Genomic DNA, 22,296 nt, shown 5'->3' with positions numbered 1-22,296 from the left:
AGGTAAAGGGTCGGGTCGCGGTAGGAGGGGCGGACGGTGCCCGGGACGCCGACCGCGTCAGGTCGCCGCCAAGAGCTTCAGCCGCAGGTCGCGCTCGTCGACCTCGTACTTGAACGCCGGGGTGCCGTCGACCAGGACGTACGGGACGCGCTCGCCGTACTCGTCGGCGAGCTCGGGGTCGGCGTCCACGTCGACCACGTCGAGGGCGACCGTCACGCCGTCGAGGTCGGCCGCGACCGACTCGATCGCCTCGCGGGCGACGACGCACAGCGAGCAGTCCTCGCGGGTGTAGAGGGTGACCGGGACGGTCGTCGCGTCCGCGGCGTCCTCGCGTCCGGCCGGGTCGCCGGCGTCGTCCCCGCTCACGGCTCGCCGTCGTCGAAGAGCAGCTCCTCGGCGACCGTCGCGGCGCCCAGCAGGTCGGGGTCGACCGCGAGGTCGGCGACCGTCGCGACGAACTCCGGCAGCGACCGGCTCGCGTAGGTGACGACGCGGACCTCGGGGTTCAGCTCCTTGGCGACCGGGATGCCGGTCGCCTCCTCGACGTCGGTGAGGACGAAGTAGGCGGCGTCGGCGACGCCAGCGTCCTCGAGCTTCGGCGCCGTGACGAGCCCCTCGACCCGACGGACCTCGACGCCGAGCGCGGCGAGCTCCTCGCCGAGGCCGTGCCGGTCGGGGCCGGCGACGACCGCGAGTCGGCCCTCTGTGCGGCCGCCGTCGGGGCGGGCGGGGGTCCCCGCCATCACTCGTACTCGATCGTCGCGGGCGGCTTGTGGGTCACGTCGTACACCACGCGCGCCACGTTCTCGTTCTCGCCGGTGATCCGGCTCTGGATCCGCTGGAGCGTGCTCCAGTCCAGCTCCTGTGCCCGGGCGGTCATCCCGTCGCGGCTCTCGACGGAGCGCACCGCGACCACCCAGCCGTGGACCCGATTGTCGCCCTTGACCCCCGTCGCCTTGCCGAGGACCGCGGCGAACGCCTGCCACGGGTCGTACTCCGCCAGTTCCTCCTCGACGACGTGGGTCGCCTCGCGGGCGACCGCGGCCTTCTCGGGCGTGACCTCGCCGACGATCCGGACCGCGAGACCGGGCCCGGGGAACGGCATTCGCTCGGAGATGATCGCTTCGAGGCCGAGCGCGCGGGCGACTTCGCGGACCTCGTCCTTGTAGAGGTCGCGCACGGGCTCGACGATCCCCTCGAAGTCGACGACCTCGGGGAGCCCGCCGACGTTGTGGTGCGACTTGATGTTCCCCTCCGACTCGATGCGGTCGGGGTAGATCGTCCCCTGGACGAGGTAGTCGGCGTCCACGTCGCGCGCGACCGTCTCGAACTCGTCGATGAACCCCTCGCCGATGACGTGGCGCTTCTCCTCGGGGTCGGTGACGCCCGCGAGCCGGTCGAAGAAGCGGTCCTGCGCCTCGATCACCCGCAGCGACTCCATAAACTCGAACGTGTCGCGGATCTCGTCGGTCTCGCCCTTCCGCATCAGCCCCGTGTCGACGTAGACGGGGGTGAGCTGGTCGCCGACCGCCTCGTACGCGAGCGTCGCCGCGACCGAGGAGTCGACCCCGCCGGACAGGGCGATCACGGCGTTCGCGTCGCCGATCGCCTCCCGGATCTCCGCTTTCGCCTCCGCGATGAAGTCCTCCGTCTCGACCATCTATAGCCTCACGTCCGCGTTCCGCTCGGTTGTGTCCGTCGATCCCAGCGCCGCCTCGACGAGGGAGACGAACGGCGGGCTCGCGCGGTCCGGACGCGACCGGAACTCGGGGTGCGCCTGCGTGCCGAAGAAGAACGGGTGGTCGGCGCGTTCGAGGATCTCCATCCGGTTGTCCGCGCGGCCGGAGAAGACGAGGCCGTCGGCCTCCAGGGCGTCGATGTACTCGGGGTTCACCTCGTAGCGGTGGCGGTGGCGCTCCGTACAGGCGTCGGCGCCGTACACCTCGGCCGCGAGGGTGTCGGGCTCGATGTCGGTCTCGTGGGCGCCGAGCCGCATCGTCCCGCCCATGTCCTCCGTCTCGTACTGCTCGGGGAGGAGGTCGATGACGGGGTGGGGCGTGTCGGGGGCGATCTCCGCGGAGTGGGCGCCGTCGAGCCCGAGGACGTGCCGCGCGTGTTCGACGACGGCCATCTGGAAGCCCAGGCAGAGCCCAAGGAACGGCACGTCGTTCTCGCGTGCGTAGCGGACCGCCTCGATCTTCCCGTCGGTGCCGCGGGAGCCGAACCCGCCGGGGACGACGACCGCGTCGGCCGTCGCGAGCCGCTGCTCGTGTTCCGCCCGCGTCTCGTCGGCGTCGACCCACAGCACGTTCACCTCGGTGCCGGTCTGGATGCCGGCGTGCTTCAGCGCCTCGTGGATCGACATGTAGGCGTCTTCGAGGGCGTACTTGCCGACGAGCGCCACGTCGATCTCCTCGTCGCGGTCGCGGGTGACGAGGTCCCGCCACTCGGTCGAGCGCTCCGCCTTCGGGAGCGCCTCGTCGGCGAGGCCGAGCCGCTCCATCACGTACTCGTCTAACCCCTCGTCTTCGACCATCAGCGGGACGTGATAGATGTCCTCCACGTCGGGGTTCGAGAAGACGGCGTCCGTGGGCACGTCGCAGAACAGGGCGATCTTCTCTTTGGTCTCCGGGTCGAGCCGGTCCTCGGAGCGCCCGACGAGGACGTCCGGCTGGAGCCCGATCGAGCGCAGTTCCTTCACGGAGTGCTGGGTCGGCTTCGTCTTCTGCTCGCCGTTCTTCGAGTACGGGACCAGGGTGACGTGCGTGAAGAGGATGTCCTCGTCGTCCTCCTCGTGGGCGAACTGGCGGAGCGCCTCGAGGAACGGCATCGACTCGATGTCGCCGACGGTCCCGCCGATCTCGACGAGGCAGACGTCGGAGCCCTCGGCGGCCTCGCGGATCCGCCGCTTGATGTCGTCGGTGACGTGCGGGATGATCTGGACCGTCTTCCCGAGGTAGTCGCCGGCGCGCTCGCGCTCGATGACGTGCTCGTACGTCTTCCCCGTGGTGACGTTGTGGTCGAACGTCATGTCGGTGCCGAGGAAGCGCTCGTAGTTGCCCAGGTCGAGGTCGACCTCGCCGCCGTCCTTGAGCACGTACACCTCGCCGTGCTCGTACGGGTTCATCGTCCCGGCGTCGACGTTGAGGTACGGGTCCACCTTGACGGCGGTCACGTCGAAGCCCGCGTTGGCGAGAAGGCGCCCGGTGCTGGCGGCGGTGATGCCCTTGCCCAGCCCGGACATCACTCCGCCCGTGACGAACACGAACTTCCGACCCAGCGAGGGGTCGTACCCCGTGTCGGGATCTGCTGGCATATCGACCGTCCGGCAGGCCGGGGCAAAACCGTTTCGGACCCCGCGTTTCGCTGGACGTTCGTGGCTATCTGCCGAGGCTCCGCCCGACCGTTCGACGGCGGTGCGGCCGGCTCACTCCGGCGCGGCGAGCCGGTAGCACATGCCGGGTTCGTCGGTGTCCTCAGGGGCGCGCTCGGTGTAGTAGACCCCGTCGTCGGTGACGAACGGGGCGCTGGTCACCTCGCCGTTGCCCTCGACCGCCCAGGTCACCGAGCCGTCCCCGCGGTCGAGCGCGTAGAGGTGGTGGTCGTACGAGCCGACGAGGACGTGCCCGTTCGTCACGGTCACGTTCCCGGTGATCCACCCGTCCGTCGGGGTCGACCACAGCTCCTCGCCGGTCGCCAAGTCGATCGCGTAGACGTTCGTGTCGTGGCTCCCGACGTACACCGTCCCGTCGTGGACCGCCGGCGCGCACATGACGCCGCCCGTGCGGATCGGGTCGGGATCGCCCGACGGCGACACGGACTCGTCGGTCTCGAACGCCCAGAGCCCGGAGCCGTCGGCGACGTCGACGGCGGTGACGGTGCCGGCCCACGACGGCACCACCGCGATCCCGCGGCTGACCGCGATCGGGGCCTTGACGTCGCCGCCGGTGTCGAAGGTCCACGCGCGCTCGCGGTCGGAGACGGACCACGCGTAGACGCGGCCGTCGTTGGCGCCGAACAGGAAGCGGTCGCGGTCGAGGTCGACCGCGACGGTCGAGTGGGGGTGGTCGGTCGGCCGGCCGTCGCGCCACACCTCCTCGCCGCTCTCGGCGTCCAGCGCGACGGCGGCGCCGCTCGGCGGCGTGAACTCGACGGCGAGGTACAGCGTCCCGTCGTGGTACGTCGGGCTGGCGGCGGCCGCGTCGCCGACGTCGGTCTGCCACTCGATATCGCCGGTCGCGACCGAGACCGCGGAGACGACGCCGTCGTAGGTGCCGACGTACGCCGACCCCTCGGCGACCGCGGGGGTGCCGTGGCTCCCCCACTTGGCGTCGGAGAGGTCCGTCGCCCAGTTCGTCGTCCCGTCGACCGCGATCGACTGGATCCGGCCCGTGTCGTCGGCGACGAGGACGTCGCCCGCCGGCGTCGGCATCGGGCTGCCCTTCGAGGCGGAGTGCTCGCCGCGGTTCGCGGGCACCGACCACCGCACCTCGACGCTCTCGGGTATCGTCGCGTCGATGTGGCCGTGGTTCCGGAGCCCCTGTCGGAACTGCGACGTGAGCCCGTCCGACGACTGCGGGCGGGCGGTAAGGTCCAGCGGCAGGTCGACTCCGTCAAATCCCGACCCGGCGCCGGCGGCGGGCGAGTCGCCGTCGCCCGGCGAGTCGCCGCCGAGCGAGCTACACCCGGCGAGGCCGGCGACGCCGACGCCGCCGGCGACGCGGAGCCAGTCGCGGCGCGTCCGTTCGGTCATGCTCCCCGGTTCGCGGGAGAGGGTAAAAAGGCATGCCGCTCGGCGATCCGGGCGCGCGGCGACGCGCCGACGCGGCCGCAGTCGGGGAACCGGGAGCGAAAGGCACTCACCGCGCGGGGGAGAGGGCCCGGCCGCATGGACTGGTCCCCGCTCCCGCCCGCGACGGCCGCCGCCGTCGCGCTCGCGGTCAGCCTCACGCGTAGCGTCACGACGATCGCCGTCGGCACCGCGATCGACGTCCCGGGTCCCGGCGCGCTCGCCCTGTACAGGTTCGGCGGGCGCGCGGTCGGGTTCGTCCTCGTCTACGGGCTGCTCGGCGGCGTCGCGTACCGCGTCGGTCGGCGCGGCGACGCGCTCGACGTCGGCCCCACGGCGCTCGCCACCGGCCTCGTCGGGGGCGTCTCGTTCCTCCTCGCGACCGGCGCGGTCCTCGCGTGGATCGGCCCACAAAACGTGATCGTCGCCGTCGGAACGGTCGGCGCCGCCGTCGGCGTCGGGGTCGAACTGGCGGTCGTCGCGCTCGCGGGGCTCTCGCTCGGGCGGCTGCGAACGGCCGGGTGAGCGCCGAGCGCGGACGGTTCCGCACGGAGCCGTCGCTCTCCGAGTCGCGGTCGCGTCGAGAGGTTTTGCGAGGGAAGAGCGCTCCGAGAGCGTCTTCCGCATCACGGGGGGTGGACCCCGGCGATGCGAGGGGAGGGATTTGAACCCACGGACCTCTACAGGAGCGGATCTTGAGTCCGCCGCCGTTTCCGGGCTTGGCTACCCTCGCACGCGGGCTGGCGTTAGATGGGCGCCTCCTTTACGCCGTCGGTTCCGCGCCGACCAGCGTCGCGCGGAACCCGCCCGCGGCGGACTCGTCGATTTCGAGCGTCCAGTCGTGCGCGGCCGCCACGCGCTGGACGATGGCGAGCCCGATCCCGGTTCCGCCTCCGGGGGAGACGCCGAAGTCGGTCAGGGCCGCGCGCGCCTGCTCGTCGTCCGGCAGCCCCGGGCCGTCGTCGGCCACGTACACCCCCCGGTCGTCGACGCCGACGCGGACCGTGGGGGCGTCCCCGCCGTACTCGAAGGCGTTGCCGATGAGGTTCCCGACCGCGCGCCGGAGCAGCGTCGGGTCGCCGGTGACGGGACCGGCCTCGTCGACGACGAGGTCGGCGTCGGGGGGGCAGTCGCCGAAGTCGCCCGACTCCAAGCAGTCGGCCGCAAGCTCAGCGAGGTCGACCGCGGCGTCCTCGGTCTCGATCGCTTCGGGCTCGCGGGCCATCACGAGCGCCTCGTCGATCATCGTCTCGATCCGGTCGAGCGCGTCCTCGGCCGCCGCCAGCCCCTCCGTCTCGTCGGTCTCGCGCGCGAGGTCGACGTAGCCGCGGGCGACCGACAGCGGGTTCCGGAGGTCGTGCGAGAGGAAGCCGGCGAGGCGTTCGAGCCGCTCGTTGAGCCGCTTCAGCTCGCGCTCGCGTTCGACCCGCTCGGTCACGTCGCGGATGACCCCGACCGCGCCGACGATCGACCCGTCGTTCTCGATCGGCGTCAGCCGCGTCTCGGTGGTGACGTCGCTGCCGTCCGCGAGCGTCGTCGTGAGCTGGACGCGCTCGTCGTCCACCTCGCCGTCGAGGACCCGTTCGACCGCCGCCCGGTAGCGGTCCCCCGTCTCCGCGCTCCAGTACCCCGCCTCCACGAGCCGCTCCGGGTGTCTCCCGTGGAGGACGGCCTCGTCGAACCCGGTCACCTCGCGGAGGCGCTCGTTGACGAACACCCGGGTCCGATCGGCGTCGAGGACGTAGGCCCCGTCGCCGAGGGCGTTCACGATCGACTCGGCGTGGTCGATCGGACTCGACTCCGACGGGGGTTCCATGCGGTCGCTACGGGGCGAACCGTAAAGTCCTCTCGGGTGACCGACGGCGCGCCCGGCGAGTCACCCGGCTATCATGGCGACGCCGACCACCGCGAGGACGGCCGCGACGAGCCGGAGCCGGAAGTGGCGCTCGCCGAGCAGCACGCCGCCGAGAACGACCGCGACGATAGCCTGCGTGTTGATCACGGGCGAGGCGACGCTCGCGGGCAGCGCCGCGAACGCGACCGTGGTCAGGTGCTCGCCGACGGCGACGAGCGCGCCGGCCGCGAGGAACTTCGGAACGTCTTCGCGACTCGCGTCGATCGGGGTTTGCACCGCCGCCGGGAGCAGCACGACCGCGACGCCGGCGAGCAGCAGCGGCACCCAGAGCGTGCCGGGGATCGCGAGCTCCTGGAGCGCGACCCGCTTGCCCACGTCGCCGACGGCGTAGCAGGCCGCGCTCGCGAGCGCCAGCTGGGCGGGCCGCGAGCGGGCGGCCCGCGCGAGCGGCGCGAAGAAGCTCCCCGGCTCGTAGTTCGCGACGTACACCGCGAGCGTGGTGACGACGGCGCCGGCGACCTGGATCGGCGCCAACACCTGACCGAGCAGCCCGACCTCCAGCGGGAGGACGAACATCGGGACCACCTTGTTGATCGGCGCGACGTACGAGACCGCCCCGTCCTCGATGGCCCGCAGGAAGAGGACGAAGGCCGCGGCCGTCGCGACGCACGTGCCGGCGACGACGGCGAACCGCCGGGGGACGGCGATCCCGGCCAGCCCGGCCGCGGCGTCGCCGAACCCGACCGTGAGCCCGGTGCCCGCGAGGAACCACCCGAGCGCCGCGGCGTTGACCGCCACCGTCAGCGCCGCCGGGGGATAGTCGGCGAAGGCGCGCTTCAGGACGAAGAGGTACGTCCCCCAGACGACGGCGGCGGCGACGGCGAAGAGGAGCCCGGCGTCCATTCGTTCGCCCCGAGCGCGACCGGCGAAAAGAAGGGTTCGATCCGGTGGCGACCCCGTACCGGCGCCCTCGCCGCGACAGCGGCCTCTCTCTCGTCCCCGCGAAACCGTTAGGTCGCTCCCGCGTGAACGCCGCGCACATGGACGACCACACCCGCGACCCGGGCGTCGCCCCGCCGCTCGGGAACCCGACCGGGTGGCACGCGGGCGACGAGCCGTCCGGCGACGGGGAGACGTCGGCGGAGGGCGCGGCCGACGCGGGGGCCGTCGGGGGGTACTGGGAGCACGCGACGCTCCGGCGCGCGACTGAACACGGGGTCCGGCTGTTCAACGACGGCGCCTACCACGAGAGCCACGACTGCTTCGAGGACGAGTGGTACAACTACGGGAGCGGCACGGCGGAGAGCGCCTTCCTCCACGGGATGGTCCAGGTCGCGGCCGGCGCGTACAAGCGCGTCGACTTCGAGAACGACGCCGGGATGCGGTCGCTGTTCGAGACGGCCCTCCAGTACCTCGACGGCGTCCCGAGCGACTTCTACGGCGTCGACGTCGCGGACGTCCGAGAGACGCTCCGCGCCGCGCTCGACGACCCGAACGCGGTCGACGGCTGGCAGATCACGCTCGACGGCGCGCGGCCCCCGGCGTACCCCGCGGACTACGAGTACGCGGAGCGGGTCGACGAGAGGCACTGAGGGCGGGCCGACGACGCGGGCGAGGGCTCGCGGCCGCCGCCGATCCGAACGCCACTTATCAGCCGCCCGCCTGGAAGTCGTATGGAGATTCACGACCTTGGCGACGGGGAGCCCGAGGTCGCCGTGGTCGGCGCGATCCACGGCGACGAGCCCTGCGGCGCCCGCGCCGTCGAGCGCCTGCTCGGCGCCGACCTCGCCCCCGAGCGTCCGGTGCGGCTGATCGTCGCCAACGAGGCGGCGCTCGACGCCGGCGAGCGGTACCTCGACGCCGACCTCAACCGGGCGTTTCCGGGCAACCCCGACGCGGCGGCCCACGAGGTGCGGCTGGCGGCCGACCTCGTCGACGCGCTGGCGGGGTGTACCACCCTCGCGATCCACTCGACGCAGTCGTACGCCGAGCCGTTCGCCGTCATCGACTCGATGGACGAGGTGACCCGCGCGGTCGCGCCGCACCTCCCCGTCGACGCCGTGATCCAGACCGACGCGTTCACCGAGGGCCGGCTCATCGAGCACCCGCACACGCTCGAAGTGGAGGCCGGGCTCCAGGGCTCCGAGAGCGCCGCCGACAACGCCTACTGGCTCGCCCGCGCGTTCCTCGCGGCGACCGGCGCCATCACCGCGCCCGGCGCGGACGACGTCCTCGACGCCGGGGGCCGCGAGGACGTGTCCGTGTTCCGGCTCCGCGAGCGGATCCCGAAGCCCGACGCCGAGGCGTACGAGGTGTTCGCGCGCAACTTCGAGCGCGTCGAGTCCGGCGAGCGGTTCGCGGCCGCGGACGGCGAGCCGCTGCTCGCCGACGAGCCCTTCTACCCCGTGCTGCTGTCGCCGAACGGCTACCGCGACCAGTTCGGCTACGTCGCCGACCGGGTCGGCACGCTGGAGTAGCTACTCAACGAGCTCGATGGCGTCGTCGCCGTTCGGCACCGCGCAGATGAACGCGCCCGGCTCGTCGCCCGCGTTCCGGTACCAGTGTTCGACGCCCGCGGGGATGAGGAGGGCGTCGCCCGGCGACACCCGATGCTCCTCGTCGCCGACGCCGACGACGTACTCGCCGGAAAGGACGTACTGCTCGTGTTCGACCGCGTTGGTGTGGCGCGGGACCTCGGCGCCCGGCGCGAGTTCGAACCGGCGCATCGCGAAGTTCGGGGCGCCGTCGGACTCGTCGAGGAGGACGGCCTTCGAGAGCCCCTCGGCGGCGTCGACCGGCTCGGACGCGACCGCGTCGGCGCGTTTCACGACCGCCCCGGGATCGGCTGTGTCGCTCATGGGCGTCCGTGACGGGCGGGAGGTACTTAACCGATCACCGCACTGACCCGGTGACTTAACCGATCACCGGCCGAACCGGAGGGTATGCGTGGAATCAAGGTCGGGAGCGCGTTCGGTATTCCGATCCGCCTCAACTGGACGTTCTTGCTCGTCTTGCCGCTGTTCGCGTACCTCATCGGCGGAGAAGTGAGCACCATCGCGGAGGTGATGAACGAGGTCGCCGGGCTCGGCATCGACACGGCCGCGGTCGCGACCGGGACCACGCCGTGGATCCTCGGCCTGTCGGCCGCGGTGGGGCTGTTCGCCGGCGTGCTGCTCCACGAGTTCGGGCACTCGCTCGTCGCCATGCGGTACGGCTACGAGATCGAGTCGATCACGCTGTGGCTGCTCGGCGGCCTCGCCAGCTTCGCCGAGTTCCCCGAGGACTGGAGACACGAGTTCTGGATCGCGATCGCCGGCCCGCTCGTCAGCGTCGCGGTCGGGGCGGCCTGCTACGCCGTCGTCCTCGTCGCGCCGATGGGCTCGAACGCGGTCCTCTTCGTCTTCGGCTACCTCGCGCTGTTGAACGTCGTGCTCGCGGTGTTCAACATGCTCCCCGCGTTCCCGATGGACGGCGGCCGCGTCCTCCGGGCGCTGCTCGCGCGGAACCAGCCGCACGCGCAGGCGACCCAGCGGGCCGCCGCCGTGGGGAAGGTGTTCGCGTTCCTGATGGGGATCATCGGCCTGTTCACCTTCCAGCTGCTGCTCATCGTCCTCGCCTTCTTTGTCTACATCGCCGCCTCCGGCGAGGCCCAGCAGACGACCCTGAAGGCCGCCTTCGAGGGCGTCAGCGTCACCGACGTGATGACGCCCCGCGAGGACCTCCACACGGTGACTGAAGACACCTCCGTCGCCGACCTGATGAGCCGGATGTTCGAGGAGCGCCACACGGGCTACCCGGTCCTCGACGGCGACGACCTCGTCGGGATGGTGACGCTCGAAGACGCGCGGTCGGTCCGCGAGGTGGAGCGCGACGCCTACCGCGTCAACGACGTGATGGCGACCGACCTCGTCGCCGCCGACCCGAACGCCGACGCCCTGACCGCGCTCCAGACCATGCAGGAGCACGGCGTCGGGCGCCTCCCGGTCGTCGACGCCGACGGCGCGCTCGTCGGGCTCATCTCGCGGTCGGACCTGATGACCGCGTTCAACATCATCCAGACCGGCGGCACGCCGGGCGTCATCAGCGGCCGACGACAGGGGGCCGGCGACGAGTCGCGGATCCTCTGACCGCTCGCGCCCCGGCGACGGCCGGCCGCACCCCCCGGCGTGGGGTATATACGCGGCAACGACCTACCTCGGTACGTGACAACCCGGACTATCCGCGCCCGCGACCGGCCGGTGTTCGGCGTCGACGTCCACAGCGGCGACGTCCGCGGCGACAGCCCCTCCTACGCGCTCGTCATCCTCGACCCCGTCGACGAGGACGACCCGGACGCCCCGGACGCGGACGGGCCGATGGCCCGGGTCACCCGCGACGTGGTCTCCTTCCGGAAGCTCTGCCGGCTGATCGACGACCGCGAGCCCCTCTACGTCGCCACCGACAACGCCTACGAGCTGGCGGCCGACAAGAACGAGCTGGTCGGCTTCCTCCGGTCGCTGCCGGACGGGACGCGGCTGGTCCAGGTGACCGGCGCCGAGCGCCCGGAGCCGCTCTCGCGGGTCGCTTCCCGGCACGGGATCCCCTACGGGAAGGAGCCGATGAAGGAGGCGGAGGCGGCCGCGCGGCTCGCCGCGGCCAACGTCGGCCACGAGGTGACCGCCTTCACCGACGAGACGACGGTGAAGGTGTCCCGCGGCCGCTCGACGGGCAAGGGCGGGTGGAGCCAGGACCGCTACACCCGGCGGATCCACGGCAACGTCCGGAAGCGGACGCGGCAGGTCCAGTCGAAGCTGAACGAGGCGAACCTCGACTTCGAGCGCGACGTGACCGAGAAGTACGGCGGCTACGCGAACGCGACGTTCACGGTCGCGGCGCGCCCGGAGGACATCCCCGTCTCGGACTCGCGGGCCGGCGACGTGCGCGTCGAGGTCGAGCGCGAGCGCCGCGACGGCATCGAGTACGAGCCGCTGGTGAAGCGGCGCGACCGCGTCATCGTCGGCATCGACCCCGGCACCACCACCGCGGCCGCGGTCGTCGGCCTCGACGGCACCGTCCACGCGCTCTACTCCTCGCGTACCGGCGACACGGCCGAGGTGACCGAGTGGATCGTCGAGCAGGGGCGGCCGATCATCGTCGCCGCCGACGTGGAGCCGATGCCGGAGACCGTCGAGAAGTTCCGGCGCTCGTTCGACGCGGCCGGGTGGCGCCCCACGACGGACCTCCCGGTCGACGAGAAGCTCCACCGCACCCGCGAGGCGAGCTACGACAACGACCACGAGCGCGACGCGCTCGCCGCCGCGCTGTACGCCTACGACGACCACGAGGACCAGTTCGAGCGGATCGCGGCGAAGACGCCGCCGCGGCTCGACCGCGAGGCGGTGATCGCCGGCGTCGTCGCCGGCGGCTCGTCGGTCGAGGCCGTCGTCGAGGACCTGAGCGAGGACGACGGCGACGGCGACGACGGGGGCGACGAGGCGGAGGCGGACCCGACGGAGCCGGAGCGCACCGAGGAGGAGGAGACGATCCGCCGGCTCCGCGAGCGCGTCGACCGGCTGGAGTCCCACGCCGAGTCGCTGGAGGAAGACCTCGACGAGCGCGACGACCGGATCGCGGAGCTGGAGTCCGAGTTGGAGGAGGCGAAACGCGAGGAGCGCATCGAGGCCCGCACGCGGCGGGCGGTCTCGCGGCTCGAACGCGAGACGGACCGGCTGGAGCGCGAGCGCGACGAGGCCCGCGAGCGCGTCGAGGACCTCGAACGGAAGGTGGAGACGCTGAAGGAGCTGTGGCGGCTCGACCACTCGAACTTCGGCGACGTCGCCGAGGGGCAGGGCCTCGTGAGCGTGAAGATCGTCGAGCAGTTCACGCTCGACGCGCTCGACGCCGCCGACGAGGCGTACGGGCTCGTGGCCGGCGACGTGGTGTTTCTCCGGGACGCCTCCGGGGCGGGTCGCCGGACCGCCGAGCGGCTCGCCGAGGCGGAGCCCCGCGCGGTGATCCGCGGCGAGGGGAACCTCTCGGACGTGGCCGACGAGGTGCTGTTCGAGCGGGCGGTTCCGGTGGTGCCCGCGGACGCGGTGCCGGTCCGCGAGGTGGACGAGCTGGCGGTCGCGAGCGAGGAGGCCCTCGTCGAGGCCGTCGACGAGTGGGAGGAGCGCGCCGAGCAGCGCCGCCGCGACGAGAAGGCCGAGCGGATCGACCGGATCATCTCCGAGCACCGCGCGGGGCGGACGCTGCCCGAGACCGAGGAGTGACCCCGACCCGGTCGCCTCGAAACCGAGGAACCGGCGGTCGACGGCCGCGCTGGCGGCGCTCCCCGTGAGTCGTCGGCACGCATCCAGAAGTCATATGTCCGGGAACGCACACTCGGAGGTATGGACGCTCACGAGCTGATCACCCGGAACGCGGCCGAGGTGGTCACCGAGGCGGAGATCGAGGCGCTGGCCGACGACCCCGAGGGCAAGCGGGCGTACGTCGGCTACGAGCCCTCGGGCGTGCTCCACATCGGTCACATGCTCACCGCGAACAAGCTCATCGACCTCCAGGAGGCGGGCTTCGAGGTCACCGTGCTGCTGGCCGACGTACACGCCTACCTCAACGACAAGGGATCGTTCGAGGAGATCCGCCACACCGCCGAGCGCATGCGCGACCAGTTCATCGCCTACGGGCTCGACGAGTCGAACACGCAGTTCGTGCTCGGCTCCGACTTCCAGCTCGACGACGACTACACGCTCGACCTCCACGCCCTCGAACTGGAGACCACCCTCTCCCGCGCCGAGCGCGCGATGGCGGAGATCAGCTCGGGCGACTCGGTGAAGGTTTCGCAGGCCGTCTACCCGCTGATGCAGGCGCTCGACATCCCGTACCTCGGCGTCGACCTCGCGGTCGGCGGGATGGAGCAGCGCAAGGTCCATATGCTCGCGCGCGACGTGCTCCCGAGCATCGACCGCGAGCCGCCGACGAGCCTCCACACGCCGCTTATCGCCGACCTCGGCACCGGCCGCGGGAAGATGTCCTCCAGCGAGGGCGTCACCATCTCGATGGAGGACTCCCGCGAGGACATCGAGTCGAAGGTGAACGACGCCTACTGCCCGCCGACGGCCGACCCCGAGCCGACCGACGACGGCGCCGAGCGCGAGAACCCCGTCCTCCAGGTGTTCGAGTACCACGTCTTCCCGCGGTTCGACGCGGTGACCGTCGAGCGCCCCGAGGAGTACGGCGGGAACCTGGAGTACGACGCCTACGACGACCTGGAGGGCGACCTGGAGTCCGGCGAACTCCACCCCGCGGACGCGAAGGGCGCGCTCGCGGAGTACCTCGACCGCCTCATCGCGCCGGGGCGCCAGCAGCTCGCGGAGTAGGTCGGTCGTTCCGCGGCGCCCTCACTCGGCGTCCGCCTCGTTCCTCGCCGCGCGACCGTCGAGGGCGCAGGTCCCGTCCAGACAGCCGAGCCCCGCCGCGGTCTCGAAGACGGGGAGCCCGCAGTCGCACTCGTCGACGACGACCCCGGCCGGGAACGAGAAGGTCGTCTCGCAGTCGGGGTAGTTCTCGCAGCCGAGGTAGACGCGGCCGGGCGCGGAGCGGACCCGGAGGTCGCCGTCGCAGTCCGGGCAGTCCCAGACGCCGTCGAAGCGGTCGCTGACTGCCTCCGCCATGGGGTCGCAGCCCGGGTCGAGACAGAGGTGAAACGGCTCGCCGCGCTCGACGCGAATCTTCGGGAGCCCGCAGTCGTCGCAGGTGGCGTCCGTGACGCTGGCGCCCGACGGCAGCCCCCGCCGCTCCTCGCAGTCCAGGCAGACCACGTCGCCGCGCGAGCGCACGAGCGGCCCGCCGTCGTCCGGGCAGGTCCCGACCGGGACGCCGGCCTCGGTGACGGGGAGGGCCCGGCTCGCGGTCGCCTCCGCCGCGACGACGCGGAGTCGCCGGGAGCCGTCGCGGGCGGTGACGGTGAACCCGTCGCCGTCGCCCTCGACGACGACGCTCTCGGGGCGGGTGAGCCACGCGACGGGCTGGTAGCCGTCGGCGTCGTGGACGAGCGTCGTGTCGTCGGGTTTGATCAGGACGACGACCCGTCCCCGGTGGGTGCGGGTGCGGTCGCCGCGGTCGGTTACCTCGCAGTCGCCGGCCAGCACGCGGAGTCGCTGCGGCATGGGGCGACTGGCCGCGGAATGGCTGAAAAGCGCTCGTGACGGGGTTTATCCGGGATGCGGAGCGCCGGTAGCGGGCGGGGCGACGCCGTCACTCCACCCGGACCGTCCGCGTCGCGGTGACGGGGAGGAGCGGGAGGTCCGGGAAGGCGACCTCGACGACGAACTCCAGTTCGTCGGCGTCCGGCGGCCCGAACACGCCGACCGGGACCGTCGCCGTCCCGTCGAGGTACGTCGTCGTCGCGGTCATCTCCACGTCGTTGACCGTGACGCGGATCCCGGCGCGCGCGCCGCCGGAAACGGCCTCGACGGCGACCTCGCACATCTCGTTGTCGCCGACCGCGATGGCCTCGGGGAAGTCCCCCCAGTCGACGTCGACGCGGGGGCAGTCGCGCGCGGCGTCGACGATCCGCTCCGCGACGGAGTCGCTCATGCCGGCGCGTTCGAGGTCCGCCGCGCCGGCGTCGACCACGTCGACCGGGGAGGCGAGGCCGGCGTCCGCGAGGCGCTCGGCGCGCCCGGAGCCGACCCCCTCGATCGCCGTGAGCGCGACCGCCTCGCGGGAGACGCCGTGCTCGACGCGCGCCTCGACGCGGCGGGCGAGGTTGGCGGCGCGCGGGCCGGCGAAGCGGTCGAGGAACTCCGCGAGCGCGGCGAGGAGGCGGAGCGCGTTCTGTCGGATCACCCACGCGTCGGACCGGAGGTCCGAGGGGATCGAGTCTGCCATGCCGGCGAGCAGGATGGCGAACACCTTGCGGTGGCCGTCCTCCAGGTCGGTGTCGCGCCCGTCGAGGACCCGGTCGATCGCGTCCGACTCGGCGGACCGCGCCGAGACGGAGTCGAACTCGCCGGCCGACGCGACGGTCTCCAGCACGGAATCGACCGTCAGCGTCTCGCGGTCGGCGAGGCGGCGGAAGCGGCGGGCGGTGTCCAAGCGGAGGTAGTACTTGGAGGCGAGCCGTCCGAGGGCGGTCGGCTCGATCGCGAGGTCGTCGTCGGCCGCGACGAACCCGTCGTCGACGAGCGATTCGAGGTGGTCACGCACGCGGTCGCGGAGCGTCGGGAAGTCGTACTGCTCCGGTTGCGACCGCGCGCGGACGTAGTAGAAGGTGGTCTCCAGCCACGCCATCACGTCCTCGAGCCCGCGGATCGTCCCCATCGCGATCTCGGCGTTGAGGTGCGACTCGAGGTCGGCGGCGAGCCGCGACTCGATCTCCTTGCCGTCGCGCAACAGTTTGCGGTACCTGTCGGCGTCCCCGCGGTCGCAGACCACCCAGCCGTACCCCACGTCGTCGTACTCCGGCCGGCCGGCGCGCCCGAGCATCTGGAGCACGTCCAGCGGCGAGATGTCGGTCTCACCCTCCAGCGGGTCGTGGTACTTGGTGTCGCGGATCACGACGCAGCGCGCGGGGAGGTTCACCCCCCACGCCAGCGTCGACGTCGAGAAGAGGACCTTGATCTTCCCCTGCTTGAACCACTCCTCGACGCGGTCGCGGTCGTCCTTCCCGAGGCCGGCGTGATGGAAGCCGACGCCGTCCGTGACCGACTGGCGGAGCGTGTCGTTGGTGAGCTCTTTGGCTTCGTTGTGGAAGTCGTAGTCGTCGCGTGAGTCGATCGGGATGTCCCGCTCGGTTATCTCGTCGCGCGCCTTCTTGGCGGCCTGAACCGTGTCCTGCCGAGAGGAGACGAACACCAGCGCCTGCCCGTCCTCGCGGACGTGCGGCTCGGCCAGGTCGAGCGCGCGGTAGAGCCGCCGGTACTTGTCGGCGAAGGCGTTCGAGCCGTGCGAGTACGTCTTCACGCCCGTTTCGAGGTCGACCGGGCGGTACTCGTCGCCGAAGGCGTAGGTCGTCTCCGCGGGCGCGTCCAGCCACTCGGCGACGTCGTCGATGTTCGGCATCGTCGCCGACAGCGCCACGACGCGGGGGTCCTGGAGCCGGCGGAGCCGCGAGACGGTCACCTCCAGCACCGCACCGCGCTTCTCGGAGTCGAGCAGGTGGACCTCGTCGATGACGACGCAGTCCACGTCGGTGATGAAGGAGTAGCGCGCGGAGTCGTGCTTCCGGGTCGCGCTGTCGGCCTTCTCGGGCGTCGTCACCAGCACGTCGGCGCGCTCGGCGCGGCGCGGGTTGAGGTTCCGCTCGCCGGAGACGACGTAGACGGAGTAGCCCAGCTCCTCGAAGCGCTCCCACTCGCTCTCCTTCTCGTTGGTGAGCGCGCGCAGCGGCGCGACGAAGAGGGCCGTCCCGCCCGCGTCGAGCGTCTTACAGATGGCGAGCTCGGCGAGCGCCGTCTTCCCGGAGGCCGTCGGCGCCGACGCGACCACGTTGTGGTCGGTCTCTAAGATGCCCGGCAGCGCCTCCCGCTGCATCCGGTTGAACTCGTCGAAGCCGAAGGCGTCGGCGAACTCCGGCACCGCGTCCGCGACCTTCACGGCACACCACACCCGTGCACGAGTCGTCGGGATCCGCGGCTGTGTCGCATTCGGATCGAGAGGGGGGCTTCGAGGGCAAAGGCGTTTCTCATGCGCCCGCGGGGAAGCCGAGGCGGTCGAGGGAGACACAGGCGAGGTGATCAGTCCCGCGGCGCCGCGTACCCACACCGTTTAGGTGACCGCGGCCGACCGCCCGGGTATGATTCCAACGTCGCCGCTCGTCGTCGGCATCGCCGTGGCGGTCGCGCTGCTCGCGCTGTTCGTGCTCGCCCGCCGGCTCCGCGGGCCGTCGAGCGAGGCGCGCGAGTCGAAACGCGCCCACGAGGCGGCACAGGAGCGCGAGCCGCCGGTCGAGATCGGCGAGACCTACGAGTTCGGCGTCACCGAGCTCACCGACCACCACTCCGGCGACGAGGTCGCCGTCGGGAAGGTCGAGGGGTTCGTCGTCTTCACCGAGGAGATCCCGAGCGGGCTCGAACCGGGCGACGTGATCCGCGCGAAGGTGCTCTCCTTCAACGAGGGCCGCACCTCCGCCGACGCGACGTTCGTCGAACGCGCGTAGCCGAGGGCGGACCGGCAGAGCGAGACGGCGGCCGAGACCACGTCCGCTCCGAACCGGAGGTTCATACGTGATGCCGACGAAGTGGTGTCGCAATGGCTCAGGCCGGCACCCAGGACCTCACGGAGCGGTTCATCCAGTTCTATCGCAACTACTACCGTGAGGAGATCGGACAGCTCGCCCAGCGGTACCCCAACGAGCAGCGCTCGCTGTACGTCTCCTACGACGACCTCTTCCAGTTCGACCGCGACCTCGCCGAGGACTTCCTGAACAAGCCGGAACAGATGCGCGAGTACGCCGAGGAGGCGCTGCGGCTCTACGACCTCCCCGCCGACGTGAGCCTCGGCCGCGCGCACGTCCGCATCGAGGACCTCCCCGAGAGCGTCGACATCCGCGGCATTCGGGTCCACGACGACCACATCGGCAAACTCGTCTCGATCCAGGGCATCGTCCGCAAGGCCACGGACGTCCGCCCCAAGGTGACCGAGGCCGCCTTCGAGTGCCAGCGCTGCGGCACGATGACGTACATCCCCCAGTCCGACGGTGGCTTCCAGGAGCCTCACGAGTGTCAGGGCTGCGAGCGACAGGGCCCGTTCCGGGTCAACTTCGACCAGTCCGAGTTCGTCGACTCCCAGAAGCTCCGCATCCAGGAGTCGCCCGAGGGCCTCCGCGGCGGCGAGACCCCCCAGTCGCTCGACGTCGACATCATCGACGACATCACCGGCGAGGTGAGCCCCGGCGACCACGTCACCTGCGTCGGCGTCCTCCACATCGAACAGGTCGAGCAGGGCAACGAGAAGTCCGCCATCTTCGACCTGTACATGGACGGCGTCTCCATCGCCATCGAGGACGAGGAGTTCGAGGACATGGACATCACCGACGCCGACAAACGCGACATCATCGAGCTCTCCGAGCGCGACGACATCTACGAGGCGATGGTCGGGTCCATCGCACCCGCCATCTACGGCTACGAGGAGGAGAAGCTCGCGATGATCCTCCAGCTGTTCTCCGGCGTCACGAAGCACCTCCCCGACGGCTCGCGGATCCGCGGCGACCTCCACATGCTCCTGATCGGCGACCCTGGCACCGGGAAGAGTCAAATGATCAGTTATGTCGAGAATATCGCTCCAAGATCAGTTTATACCTCAGGAAAAGGATCATCTGCGGCGGGCCTCACGGCCGCGGCCGTCCGCGACGACTTCGGCGACGGCCAGCAGTGGTCGCTCGAAGCCGGCGCGCTCGTCCTCGCGGACAAGGGGATAGCCGCTGTCGACGAGCTGGACAAGATGGACTGCGTCACCGGCGACGCGCTGGTTTCTCTCGCCGACGGGCGCGTCGAGCGCATCGGAGAGCTGGCGCGGGAAGCGGCCGAGGACGGCGAGGTCGAGGAGCTCTCGAACGGGCGACGTATCCGCGACGTCGACCTCGACGTCTGGTCGATGGACGAGGGCGGGAACCTCGTCGAGCGGTCGGTTTCGGCGGTCCACGAGTACGACGTGCCGTCGGAACTGACCCGAGTGACGACGGAGACGGGCGAGTCGCTGACCGCGACCGCCGACCACCCGTTCTTCGTCCTCGACGACGGCGAGCGCGTCGAGCGCGAGGCGGCCGCGCTGAACGACGGCGACTGGGTGTACGTCCCGCGCGAGATCGCGACGAGGGCGGCGGACGGCGGAGCGGTGGCCGCGAGCGGGGGAGGGGGGCCGGCGACCGAGCCCGGCGACGGCCCGACGGTCGACGCTGACGGGGTCGACCCCGCCACGGCGAGCGTCCTCGGGTACCTCTCCGGCGACGGCAACGTCTACTACGACCGCGACGAGGGCGTCTACGGCGTCCGGTTCACGAACACGGACGACGAACTCCTGAACGACTTCGAGCGCGCGGCGCGGGCGGCGTTCGACGCGGAGCCGGTGCGGCCGCCGAGCGAACGGCGCGACGACGGCGTCGAGACGGTCAGGGTCACCGGGAAGGAGCACGCCGACGCCGTCCTCGACGCGGGGATGAACCTCGGTCGGTACGACGAGAAGTGCTTCCCGACCGCCGTGACGACGGGGAGCCGCGCGGCGAAGGCCGCGTTCGTCCGCGCGCTGGCCGACAGCGAGGGCCACGTCGACGAGTCGGCGGGCAACGTTCGGATAGCGTCGGCGAGCCGAGACCTCCTCCGCGGCACCAGGAACCTCCTCTTACAGTTCGGCGTGTCGAGCCAGCTCCAGCACCGCGAGCGAGACGGCGGGCGCGACGTGTACTACCTCACGGTGACCGACGCGGATTCGCTCGCGGCGTTCCGGCGGTACGTCGGGTTCACGGCCGCGCGGAAGGCCGAATCCCTCGACCGCGTCGTCGCTGCCGCCGACGGCGACCGCACGATTCTCGACGTGGTCCCGGAGGTCGACGGCGTGCTGGCGCGGTGTCGCGAGTCGCTACGGCTCCACCAGAGCGAGTGCGGCATCGGCGCCGTCACGTACCACGACTTCGAGACCGGGAGCGCGAACGTCTCGCTCCACCGCGCCGAGCGGATACTCACGGCGTTCGAGAGGCGGCGCGAACGCGCGGCCGACGACCGCGGCGCGCTCGACGCGACGCCGACGTGGGAGACCCTCTCGGAGCTCCGGAGTCGATACCACGTCTCGCAGTCCGAGTTAGCCGAGGGGACGACGCTGTCCCAGCAGCAGGTCTCCCGCGAGTGGGGGGAGAGCGACGAGGTCCGTCGGACGGTGGCCGCGCGACTCCGGGAGGTACTCACCGACGTCGCGGAGACCGACCTCGACGACCTCCGGGAGTTCGTCCGCGGCGAGGTGAAGTGGCGTCGGGTCGAGTCGGTCGAGACGGTCCCGCCCGGGTCGGTCGAGCACCGCGGCGAGGTGCTCCGGCAGCGCCTCGTCGACGTCATCGGCGGGCCGGTCGACACGGCGGAAGCGCGCGCTCACGAACTGCTCGACCGCGGTCCGGTCGGCGAGACGCGAGCGGCGCTGTCGGCGGCGCTCGACGCTCACGGCGTCAGTCAGGCGGACGTGGCGTCGGGACTCGACGTGAGTCAGGCGACCGTGTCGCGCTGGCTGTCCGGCGCGGTCGAGACGGACCGGTTCGACGACCTGCGCGAGGCCGTCGTTGAGGAGGTCGGCGCCGTGGAGGCGGAACTGCGGTCGATCCTCTCCCGGATCGACGACGGCGAGCGACCGAGGGTGTACGACCTGACCGTCGAGGGGACGCACAACTTCGTCGCGAACGGGCTCGTCGTCCACAACTCCTCGGACCGCTCCGCCATGCACGAGGGCCTCGAACAGCAGAAGATCTCGGTCTCGAAGGCGGGGATCAACGCGACCCTCAAGGCGCGGTGCTCGCTGCTCGGCGCCGCGAACCCCAAGTACGGTCGGTTCGACCAGTACGAGCCGATCGGCGAGCAGATCGACTTAGAGCCCGCGCTCATCTCGCGGTTCGACCTCATCTTCACGGTGACGGACAGCCCGGACCCGGAGCACGACTCCCGGCTGGCCCAGCACATCCTCAAGACCAACTACGCGGGCGAGTTGAACACCCAGCGGGCGGAGGTGCCCTCCTCGGAGTTCACGGCCGAGGAGGTCGACAGCGTCACGGAGGAGGTGGCGCCGGAGATCGACGCGGAGCTGTTACGGAAGTACATCGCCCACGCGAAGCGGAACTGCTACCCGACGATGACCGACGAGGCGAAGGACATCATCGAGGAGTTCTACGTCGACCTCCGGTCGAAGGGCGCCGACGAGGACGCGCCGGTGCCGGTCACCGCGCGGAAGCTGGAGGCGCTGGTGCGCCTCTCGGAGGCGAGCGCGCGGGTCCGCCTGTCGGACACGGTCGAGCGGGAGGACGCCGACCGCGCGACCGACATCGTCGAGTCGTGTCTCAAGGACATCGGCGTCGACCCGGAGACGGGGCAGTTCGACGCCGACGTGGTCGAGACGGGCACCTCGAAGAGCCAGCGCGACCGCATCAAGAACATCAAGGGGCTCATCGCGGACATCGAGGAGGAGTACGAGGAGGGCGCGCCGGTCGACGAGGTGCTCGACCGCGCCGACGAGATCGGGCTGGACCCGGGGAAGGCCGACCAGGAGATCGAGAAGCTCCGGACGAAGGGCGAGGTGTACGAGCCCAAGCAGGGCCACCTCCGGACGACGTAGATGGACCGCATCTCAGCGATACGGAACGTCGAGGACGCGCTCCGCGAGTTCGAGGACGGCGAGGCCGACCTCGCGGCCACGGAGCGGCGCGTCGCGGCCGTCCTCCGCACGTACGCAACCGAGTTCGACGGCGACGGCGACGTGTTCCGCGCGGTCGGCGACGACCCCGTCGACGGCACCGTCGTCGTCGCGCCCTCGGAGCCGGCGGCTCGGGAGCGCGTCCTCGCCGCCAGCGGCGTCGACGGCGAGCGCGACCCGGACGGCGGGGACGGGCCCGCGTTCGACGTCGAGCGCTTCTGAGGACCGGCCTCGAAGGCGGGAGCGTCGGCCGGGAGGGCGGTCGCTGAAGCCGACTGAAACGTTC

At 71.6% G+C, this 22,296-nt stretch carries 19 protein-coding genes and 1 tRNA gene; 9 read left to right on the top strand and 11 right to left on the bottom strand.

What is annotated here, in order from left to right; all coding sequences use genetic code 11:
- Positions 1-57 precede the first annotated feature (57 nt).
- From DVK06_RS08365 to DVK06_RS08345, 5 genes are all read right to left on the bottom strand, one after another.
- A complete protein-coding gene (locus tag DVK06_RS08365) occupies positions 58-366 on the bottom strand; it encodes a glutaredoxin family protein (protein ID WP_053770411.1) in 309 nt (102 codons plus the stop codon).
- On the bottom strand, positions 363-743 hold the full coding sequence (locus DVK06_RS08360) for a hypothetical protein (RefSeq protein WP_053770410.1): 381 nt from the start codon (positions 741-743) through the stop codon (positions 363-365). The genes DVK06_RS08365 and DVK06_RS08360 overlap by 4 nt, the downstream gene beginning before the upstream one ends.
- Positions 743-1,660 carry a glutamine-hydrolyzing GMP synthase gene (guaA, locus tag DVK06_RS08355; protein WP_053770409.1) on the bottom strand — a complete coding sequence of 306 codons (918 nt, stop codon included), beginning with the start codon at positions 1,658-1,660 and terminating at the stop codon, positions 743-745. The genes DVK06_RS08360 and guaA overlap by 1 nt, the downstream gene beginning before the upstream one ends.
- The gene (locus DVK06_RS08350; RefSeq protein WP_121599963.1) at positions 1,661-3,316 is read right to left on the bottom strand and encodes a CTP synthase; all 1,656 of its coding nucleotides are present in this window, start codon (positions 3,314-3,316) and stop codon (positions 1,661-1,663) included.
- Between the two features lie 111 nt (positions 3,317-3,427).
- Entirely contained in the window at positions 3,428-4,753 is a 1,326-nt protein-coding gene (locus tag DVK06_RS08345; RefSeq protein ID WP_121599962.1) for a PQQ-binding-like beta-propeller repeat protein, read from the bottom strand.
- 135 nt (positions 4,754-4,888) lie between these two features.
- Between DVK06_RS08345 and DVK06_RS08340 the strand changes: the two genes are divergently transcribed.
- On the top strand, positions 4,889-5,314 hold the full coding sequence (locus DVK06_RS08340; RefSeq protein WP_121599961.1) for a hypothetical protein: 426 nt from the start codon (positions 4,889-4,891) through the stop codon (positions 5,312-5,314).
- A gap of 124 nt (positions 5,315-5,438) precedes the next feature.
- Here the strand turns inward: DVK06_RS08340 and DVK06_RS08335 are convergent.
- The 3 genes from DVK06_RS08335 to DVK06_RS08325 form a co-directional block, all read right to left on the bottom strand.
- A tRNA-Leu gene (locus DVK06_RS08335) sits at positions 5,439-5,522 on the bottom strand.
- 30 nt (positions 5,523-5,552) lie between these two features.
- Positions 5,553-6,605: a PAS domain-containing protein gene (locus DVK06_RS08330; RefSeq protein ID WP_121599960.1), complete on the bottom strand. Its 1,053-nt coding sequence runs from the start codon at positions 6,603-6,605 to the stop codon at positions 5,553-5,555.
- Between the two features lie 60 nt (positions 6,606-6,665).
- Positions 6,666-7,547, bottom strand: a complete 882-nt coding sequence (locus DVK06_RS08325) for an EamA family transporter (protein ID WP_121599959.1) — start codon at positions 7,545-7,547, stop codon at positions 6,666-6,668.
- Positions 7,548-7,684: 137 nt separating this feature from the next.
- Here DVK06_RS08325 and DVK06_RS08320 point away from each other — a divergent pair, with 137 nt between their 5' ends.
- Positions 7,685-8,236 (top strand): DUF309 domain-containing protein, encoded by a 552-nt coding sequence (locus DVK06_RS08320; protein WP_121599958.1) that lies wholly within the window; start codon positions 7,685-7,687, stop codon positions 8,234-8,236.
- A gap of 81 nt (positions 8,237-8,317) precedes the next feature.
- Positions 8,318-9,121, top strand: coding sequence for a succinylglutamate desuccinylase/aspartoacylase family protein (locus DVK06_RS08315; protein WP_121599957.1), 804 nt, complete (start codon positions 8,318-8,320; stop codon positions 9,119-9,121).
- Here DVK06_RS08315 and DVK06_RS08310 read toward each other — a convergent pair whose 3' ends face one another.
- A complete protein-coding gene (locus DVK06_RS08310) occupies positions 9,122-9,502 on the bottom strand; it encodes a cupin domain-containing protein (protein WP_053770402.1) in 381 nt (126 codons plus the stop codon).
- An 84-nt stretch (positions 9,503-9,586) separates the two neighbouring features.
- Here DVK06_RS08310 and DVK06_RS08305 point away from each other — a divergent pair, with 84 nt between their 5' ends.
- The 3 genes from DVK06_RS08305 to DVK06_RS08295 all read left to right on the top strand — a co-directional run bounded on the left by DVK06_RS08305 (position 9,587) and on the right by DVK06_RS08295 (position 14,002).
- Positions 9,587-10,771, top strand: coding sequence for a CBS domain-containing protein (locus DVK06_RS08305; protein WP_121599956.1), 1,185 nt, complete (start codon positions 9,587-9,589; stop codon positions 10,769-10,771).
- 75 nt (positions 10,772-10,846) lie between these two features.
- Positions 10,847-12,895, top strand: a complete 2,049-nt coding sequence (locus tag DVK06_RS08300) for a DUF460 domain-containing protein (protein WP_121599955.1) — start codon at positions 10,847-10,849, stop codon at positions 12,893-12,895.
- Positions 12,896-13,015: 120 nt separating this feature from the next.
- Positions 13,016-14,002, top strand: a complete 987-nt coding sequence (locus DVK06_RS08295) for a tyrosine--tRNA ligase (protein WP_053770399.1) — start codon at positions 13,016-13,018, stop codon at positions 14,000-14,002.
- Between the two features lie 21 nt (positions 14,003-14,023).
- Here DVK06_RS08295 and DVK06_RS08290 read toward each other — a convergent pair whose 3' ends face one another.
- Both DVK06_RS08290 and DVK06_RS08285 read right to left on the bottom strand, forming a co-directional pair.
- Complete coding sequence (locus DVK06_RS08290; protein ID WP_199718616.1) at positions 14,024-14,791, bottom strand: topoisomerase DNA-binding C4 zinc finger domain-containing protein; 768 nt, start codon at positions 14,789-14,791, stop codon at positions 14,024-14,026.
- Between the two features lie 88 nt (positions 14,792-14,879).
- On the bottom strand, positions 14,880-17,222 hold the full coding sequence (locus tag DVK06_RS08285) for a DEAD/DEAH box helicase (RefSeq protein ID WP_121599954.1): 2,343 nt from the start codon (positions 17,220-17,222) through the stop codon (positions 14,880-14,882).
- Between the two features lie 199 nt (positions 17,223-17,421).
- Between DVK06_RS08285 and DVK06_RS08280 the strand changes: the two genes are divergently transcribed.
- The 3 genes from DVK06_RS08280 to DVK06_RS08270 all read left to right on the top strand — a co-directional run bounded on the left by DVK06_RS08280 (position 17,422) and on the right by DVK06_RS08270 (position 22,232).
- Positions 17,422-17,784 (top strand): TRAM domain-containing protein, encoded by a 363-nt coding sequence (locus DVK06_RS08280; RefSeq protein ID WP_053770397.1) that lies wholly within the window; start codon positions 17,422-17,424, stop codon positions 17,782-17,784.
- A 92-nt stretch (positions 17,785-17,876) separates the two neighbouring features.
- Positions 17,877-21,932 carry an LAGLIDADG family homing endonuclease gene (locus tag DVK06_RS08275; protein WP_121599953.1) on the top strand — a complete coding sequence of 1,352 codons (4,056 nt, stop codon included), beginning with the start codon at positions 17,877-17,879 and terminating at the stop codon, positions 21,930-21,932.
- The gene (locus DVK06_RS08270) at positions 21,933-22,232 is read left to right on the top strand and encodes a hypothetical protein (protein ID WP_121563234.1); all 300 of its coding nucleotides are present in this window, start codon (positions 21,933-21,935) and stop codon (positions 22,230-22,232) included.
- Positions 22,233-22,296: the final 64 nt, after the last annotated feature.

This window comes from Halorubrum sp. Atlit-28R (assembly GCF_003665955.1).
Classification (GTDB): domain Archaea; phylum Halobacteriota; class Halobacteria; order Halobacteriales; family Haloferacaceae; genus Halorubrum; species Halorubrum tropicale.
This window is presented reverse-complemented; position numbering and strand designations above follow the sequence as displayed.